Annotated in this window: 5 protein-coding genes and 1 riboswitch; of the genes, 4 read left to right on the forward strand and 1 reads right to left on the reverse strand. The window is 68.2% G+C overall.

All coding sequences use genetic code 11. The annotated features are described in order from the left end of the window. Positions 1–23: 23 nt before the first annotated feature. Positions 24–734, reverse strand: a complete 711-nt coding sequence (locus tag ACQKIP_RS35480; protein WP_365853680.1) for a LysM peptidoglycan-binding domain-containing protein — start codon at positions 732–734, stop codon at positions 24–26. A 2-nt stretch (positions 735–736) separates the two neighbouring features. Further along, a riboswitch (cyclic di-AMP (ydaO/yuaA leader) is annotated at positions 737–893 on the reverse strand. Positions 894–1,640: 747 nt separating this feature from the next. On the opposite strand from ACQKIP_RS35480, the gene ACQKIP_RS35485 reads away from it, so the two are divergent. From ACQKIP_RS35485 to ACQKIP_RS35500, 4 genes are all read left to right on the forward strand, one after another. Next, complete coding sequence (locus tag ACQKIP_RS35485; protein WP_365853678.1) at positions 1,641–3,506, forward strand: glycoside hydrolase family 15 protein; 1,866 nt, start codon at positions 1,641–1,643, stop codon at positions 3,504–3,506. A gap of 909 nt (positions 3,507–4,415) precedes the next feature. Next, complete coding sequence (locus tag ACQKIP_RS35490; protein ID WP_365854690.1) at positions 4,416–5,252, forward strand: helix-turn-helix domain-containing protein; 837 nt, start codon at positions 4,416–4,418, stop codon at positions 5,250–5,252. Between the two features lie 164 nt (positions 5,253–5,416). Next, positions 5,417–6,277: an ABC transporter ATP-binding protein gene (locus ACQKIP_RS35495; protein ID WP_365853676.1), complete on the forward strand. Its 861-nt coding sequence runs from the start codon at positions 5,417–5,419 to the stop codon at positions 6,275–6,277. A gap of 121 nt (positions 6,278–6,398) precedes the next feature. After that, the coding region (locus tag ACQKIP_RS35500; RefSeq protein WP_427745082.1) for an ABC transporter substrate-binding protein at positions 6,399–6,904 on the forward strand (506 nt) is incomplete at its 3' end.

Genomic DNA, 6,904 nt, shown 5'->3' on the forward strand with positions numbered 1-6,904 from the left:
GAGAGGGAGGGACCGGTGGTGGTCTAGTACGGGCCGTTCACGTTGTCGATCGAGCCGTAGCGGTCGGCCGCGTAGTTGCACGCGGCGGTGATGTTGGCGACGGGGTCGAAACTGTCCGTCGACGTGCCGGGCACGTGGTAGGCCTCGAAGGTGGGGTCTATGACCTGAAGGAGTCCCTTGGACGGTGTTCCGGCGACGGCGTTGGAGTCCCAGTTGTTGGTGACCTGGGGGTTGCCGGAGGACTCGCGCATGATGTTGCGGTGGATGCCCTCGTAGGTGCCGGGGATGCCGTGCTGGGCCAGGACGTCGAGCGACTCCTTGATCCAGCCGTCGAGGTCGTTGGTGTAGGTCTTGGCTGAGGCGGGCTCGGCGGAGAGCGTGTCCGAACGCTCGGAGCGGTCTGCCCGCTGGGCCTGGGCCTTCTCGCCGAGGGTGAGCTTGACGCCGGGCTGGATCAGCTTCGGGTCGTTGCCGAGGGCGCTGCGGTTGTCCTCGTACAGCTTCTTCCAGCCGCCGCTCACGGAGTGCTCGCGGGCGATCTTGGCGAGGGAGTCGCCTGCGGCGACGACGTAGGTCTTGGGTGCCGCGGCGGGCTTGGCGGCGGCCGGTGCCGCGCTCGCGGTGGTCGCGCCGATCACCGGGAGGATGAGCACGGCCCCGCCCGCTCCTGCGGCGGCGATGTTGCGGTTGAGCGAGCTGGACTTGGGGCGGCGGTGCTTACCCTTTGCAGGCATGACGAATTCCTCTCCGTCGCCTGCGAGGTGAGCTGTCGGGTTCGGACGGGAGATGTCCGGTCGCACGGTGAATGCGACTTCACCCCGAGCCGTTCCGGTATCCGGATCGGCGACTTACCTGGGTCCCCCGCTCCTGCCGTGCGTGAGTGTGTGAGTGGGAAGGGTTTCCGGACAGCGGCAGGATTCGGCGTTCCATCCGGATTGACTTTGACGTTAAGCGAGAAGGCCGGGACGGAACAAGACACGAATTCGCATAGGCAATGCATGTGATCTCCCTTCGGTGAGAAGGATCTTTCGTCCTCATTGATCAAAGAGGTCAACTTTCTTAGCGCGCAACGGAAGTGCGCTGAGCGAGTCCCCGAAGGCGCGGTCGGCGGCGTGACCCAATTCACTGAATGCGGCGCGGATGGACCCGTCGACCGGGAGTGCGCAGCATCACCTTAATCGGCACGAACATTCGGCAAGGCGGGCAGCGATGAGCGTATGCCTTTAAGGGCGTTAAAAGTCGTGAAGCTGTGCGAAAGCGGACAAAGCGTTAGCCCTCTTTGTGCATCAGAACGGGCATATCGCCCTATGCTCGGCGTGATCACGTCAGGCCGCTCCTCTTCGGCGGCGCGAGACGGCAGAGGGGCTTCATGGGTGGTGAGGCTCGGCGGGCGCGGGCGGGAATTTCCCGGCGCCGGAAATGCCTCGCCCCGCGCCCAGCGCATTGCCGGAGTGGGTGCGTATGGCCGCGGACTCGGGGTGCATCCCGGATGTGACGGTATATCAACACCCACTTGCTCGCTGTGCATCAGCAATTCATCACCGAAGGCAATGGTGAAACACCCGCCCGGCTTCCGCAGTTACGGCAGAGCGGCGGAGTACGGTGGCCGCCCGGTGTGAGTGTGGGCGGAAGGCGCAGGCGTGGATGACCAGGACGCGGAACACCGCCCGTATTTGCCCATCGCCGAACACGGCCTGATCGGAGATCTCCGCGGCGCGGCCCTGGTGGGGACCGACGGACGCATCGACTGGTTCTGTGCACCGCGGTTCGATTCGCCCAGCATCTTCGGGGCGCTCCTGGACGCGGAGCGAGGCGGAATCTGGGAACTGTCACCGCTGTGCGCAACCGCCTCCCGCCAGCAGTTCTACGTTCCCGACAGCGCGATCCTCATCACGCGCTTCCTCACCGAGGAAGGCATGGTGGAGGTACAGGACTTCATGCCCCTCCTGCGCCCCCACGACGAGCGGCACCGCCAGCGACTGGTGCGGCGCGTGGTGGCCGTGCGCGGCAGCATGCGCATGCGCGCCCGCATCGCCCCGCGTCTGGACTACGGGCGCGCCCGGCACCGGACCGAGAGCGGCGAGGGCCAGATCCGGTTCATCTCCGATGACCTGACGCTGGTGCTGCGCAGCGATGTCCCCCTGTCCGCCCGAAAAGGGGAAGCGCTCGGCGAGTTCGAGCTCGGCGAGGGCGACCAGGTCCTGTTCGTCCTGGACGTCGGCGAAAGCACGGGCGACCAAAGCTCTGCCGGTCCGCTGGATGCGGGGGAGGCCGACGAACTCTTCGACGGTACGGTCGCTTTCTGGCGCGCCTGGCTGAAGCGCTCGACGTATCAGGGGCGATGGCGCGAGATGGTGCACCGCTCCGCCCTGACCCTCAAGCTCCTCACCCACGAACCCACCGGCGCGATCATCGCGGCGCCCACCCTGGGGCTGCCGGAGCGTATCGGCGGCGAACGCAACTGGGACTACCGCTACGTGTGGATCCGCGACGCCGCCTTCTCGCTCTACGCGCTCCAGCGCCTGGGATTCACCGACGAGGCAGAGGCGTTCGTCGGGTGGCTGACGAGGTGCCTGGCGCGGACCGGCACGGACGAGGAATCCGGCCCGCTGCGCGCGATGTACACCATCGACGGCGACGCCGAACTGCCGGAGCGCGAACTCACCCACCTCGAGGGCTATTGCGGCTCCTCGCCGGTGCGGGCCGGCAATGCCGCCGCCCGCCAGCTGCAACTGGACGTCTACGGCGAACTCGTCGACTCCATCTACCTGTTCAACAAATACGGGACAGGCATCTCCCACACGGCGTGGCACGACCTGACCCAGATCATCGAATGGCTTCTGGAGAACTGGGACAGCAAGGACGAGTCGATCTGGGAGACCCGCGCCGGCCGTCAGCGCCACACCTATTCGCGGCTCATGTCCTGGGTGGCTGTCGAGCGCATGGTGCGCATGGCGCGCCAGCGCGGTCTGCCCGCCGACCTTCCCCGGTGGACCGCCGTCCGTGACGCCATGTACCGCCAGGTCATGGAGGAGGGGTGGAACGAGGAACGCGGCAGTTTCGTGCAGCGCCTCAGCGGCAAGGACGGGCCGTCCTGCGATGTCCTTGACGCATCGCTCCTGATCATGCCGATGGTCAAGTTCGTGGCGCCGCGTGATCCGCTCTTCCTCTCCACCATGGACGCCATCCAGGAGTCGCTGGTCGTGGACTCGTTGGTGTTCCGCTACGACCCGGCCGAGGCGCCCGACGGCCTGGACGGCACCGAGGGGACGTTCTCGATCTGCTCGTTCTGGTGGGTGGAGGCGCTGACCCGCAGCGGCCGGGTCGAGGAGGCGCGCCTCGCCCTGGAGAAGACCTTCACCTTCGCCAACCACGTGGGGCTGTACGCCGAGCAGATCGGCACCACCGGCGAGCAACTGGGCAACTTCCCGCAGGCCTTCACTCACCTGGCGCTGATCAGCGCGGCGGTCAACCTGGACCGCTCCGTGGACGCCGCCGGGGCATGAACCCGTGGTGGCACGGGCGTCACCCCCGATGGCAGGGTGGTGGATCACCGAGATGAAGGGGGCTGATTACCCGTGTACCGCCGGCAGGGATTCATGGGGCGCCGACCGGGTCACGGAGAACGCTTCTTGTTCTCCCTGGCGCTGGCCGCAGTGAGCTTGCTGTGGATCACGCAGGCCATGGCCCCGTGGGCTACCGCGTTGTGCGTCGCCGGCGCGGTGGGCGGAGCGGCGGGAATGCTCTACTTCGGTCGGCTTCACATGCGATCACGCGGGAAGTCCCCGCAGGGGTCTGGGCAGGGGTCTGGCCGGGCGTGATTCCTCGCGACCGGTCGCGAGGCCGGCGTTGACGCGGCACTGTCGCAGGCTTCGGTGCTCCGCGGTGGCCGGGGAGGGGGTCACCGGCCACCGCGTATCGCTTCAGCAGCGATGGTCAAAGATCGCCGCGAAACAGTTCCACGATGACGGCCCACAAAGCGCGAACGCTTAAGGCAACCGCCACACGCGAAGCCACCTCACGTGCAAACCTCGACCGCTTGGTCGACTCTTGATCGGCCATGTCTCCTCCTCTATTTGTCGTGGCCCGCTCGTCGCCTTCAGGCATGAGCGGGCCACGTCCCCCACAGAGGAATGGATCGAGACGTGTTCAACATACCTCCGTACCAGCGGAGTTGGGGAGTATTCGCCTTCGGTTGCCCTCGTGGCTGGGCGGGCTTACGGCGTGCTGTCCCGGCGCACAGGACGTGAGAACGGCATCGCCTCAGGTGGCGGCAAGCCGAGCGAGCTGAGCGAGCCGAGCAAGAGGGGCGGCGGATCGCCGCAGGTCAGAGGAGGGCCTCCGCTGTCCGTGGGAGGTCCCCGGTTAGACTCCTGGGCATGGTCATATCGTCCCGTGGCGACGCAAGCCCCGGGATGTGGCGGCAGGAGGCGGGCGCTGTGGTGCGCCAGGTCGCGCCGTTCCCGGAGCAGGCGATTGCCCCTTACGCCATCTTTGCCGGGCTGCAGGTTCCCGCCGTTCCCACGGAGTGGGCGCCGCACTCGCACCCCCGGCATGAGCTGGTCTGGGTCCGCGGCGGAACGCTGACCTCCCGGGTGGCCGACCGCGTCTTCACCGTGTCCGAGGGGTACGGGCTGTGGATGCCCGCCGGAGTGGTGCACGGAGGCCGGGCGACGGCGGGCGCGCAGTTCCACGAGGCCTTCTTCGCCCCCGACCGCACGCCCTTCGCGTTCGCGGAGCCGGTCGCGGTCGCGATGACGCCGCTGCTGGAGTCGCTGCTGGCTCACCTGTCGGACGTGAAGCTTGACGCGGCCGCCAGGGCGCGGGCGGAGTCGGTCGTCTTCGACGTGCTGCAGCCGTCCGGGCGCCAGTTCGCGCTGCAGCTGCCCGGCGACTCCCGGATCGACACGATCGCCGAAGCCCTGCTGGAGGATCCCGGCGACTCCCGCTCGCTGGAGGAGTGGGCCCGGTGTCTTGAGGTCAGCGACCGCACGATCACTCGTGCGTTCCGCCAGGCCACGGGCCTGTCCTTCGCGCAGTGGCGGCAGGCGCTGCGGGTGCACCGGGCGCTGACGTTCCTCTCCGAGGGGCTGGACGTGACGACCATTTCCGAGGAGCTGGGCTACGCGCAGCCCAGCACCTTCATCGCCGCCTTCCGGCGGATCACGGGGACCACGCCGGGCGCGTTCTTCGACGCCGACGGCGCCTCCGCGGGTGTCCGGAATCCCGTATCGGATGTCCAGAACTCCTGATTGTCGACATCGCGGGCGATCTATAAGCTCCTCGGAGTTAGGTAACCCTTAGTTGCTGCTCGCCGCGAACGGCGTTCTCCGTTCGCGGCGAGTCCGCTGCCCACTTGGCCAGGGCGGACGGAGGGTGCCGCACCCCTCGCCCCTCCGATCACCCGGACCCACTGATGTTCACAAGCCCTTCCCGGCAGGCCGCTCGCCCCCTGGCCGACGCCACACCGGCGGCCGCCCTCAACGGGCACGATCTGCACCTGCGCTACGGCGGCACACCGGTCGTGCACGGCGTCTCGCTGAAGCTGGAACCCGGCCGCGCGACGGCCCTGGTGGGACCGAACGGCAGCGGGAAATCCACGCTGCTGCGCGCGCTCTCCCGACTGCACCAAGTGGACGGCGGCCGGGTGACGCTCAACGCCGCCGAGCAGGGGACCGAGCGTGACGCGGCGCTGCTCAGCGCCCGTCAGTTCGCCCGCGAAGTCACGCTGTTCTCCCAGTCGAGGCCCGCGCCCGGCGGGCTGACGGTCAGGGAGGTGGTGGCGTTCGGACGTCACCCCTACCGGCGCGGCTTCGCCGGACTGACCGACGGGGACCAGAAAGCCATCGAGCGTGCCATGGGCGTCACCGGTGTGAAGGACATGGCCGACCGGCAGGTCGGGGAGCTCTCCGGCGGGGAACTGCAACGTGCCTGGCTCGCGGCCTGCCTGGCCCAGGACACCGGCGTCGTACTGCTCGACGAACCGACCAACCACCTGGATCTGCGCTACCAGATCGAGACGCTCGACTTGGTGCGCGATCTGGTCGTGGAGCACGGCATCGCCGTCGGGATCGTGCTGCACGACCTCGACCAGGCATCCCGCGTCGCGGACACGCTGGTCCTCATGCGCTCCGGGCGCGTGCATGCGGCCGGAGCACCCGCCGACGTCCTGACCGAGAAGAACATCTCCGAGGTCTACGACATCCGCGTCGAGGTCGGCGTCGACCCGCGCACGGGCCGTCTGCGTATCGACCCCATCGGGCGCCACCCCGCCTGAAGCGCACCTACTGCCCCTCCCTGAAGCGGCAAAGGCGGAATCCCGCCCGAAGCGGCACATCCGCCGCCGCAGCGCGTCGCCGGCAAGACGCGCTGCCGGAAAACAAGAAAGAGGAACGTTCATGAACCGTGCCCACCGCCTGGCGGCGTCAGCCTCCACCGGGCTCCTCGTCCTGGCCGCGACGGCCTGCGGCACGACCGCCGTCGACAAGCCCGGGGCCGCCGGCAAGGCCAGCGCCTCGCCCGCGTCGAAGGACTGCGCCAAGGACACCACGACCACCTCGACCAAGCCGGTCTCCTTCAAGGATGGCGTCGGCCGCACCGTGAAGCTCGACAAGCCCGCCGAACGGATCGCGGTCCTGGAATGGCAGCAGATCGAAGACGCGCTGACCCTGTGCATCACCCCCACCGCCGTCTCCGACGCCAAGGGATACCGCACCTGGGTCAGTGCCGAGAAGCTGCCCGGCAAGGTGACCGACATCGGCACCCGCGAAGAGCCCGACCTCGACACCCTCTACGCGGCCAAGCCCGACCTCATCGTCGTGGAGGCATTCGACTCCGACGACGAGACCCTCAAGAAGCTGGAGAAGCGAGGCGTCCCCGTGATGGCCACCCGGGGAGGGAACCC

Source organism: Streptomyces sp. NPDC059900, assembly GCF_050270335.1.
Lineage (GTDB): Bacteria > Actinomycetota > Actinomycetes > Streptomycetales > Streptomycetaceae > Streptomyces.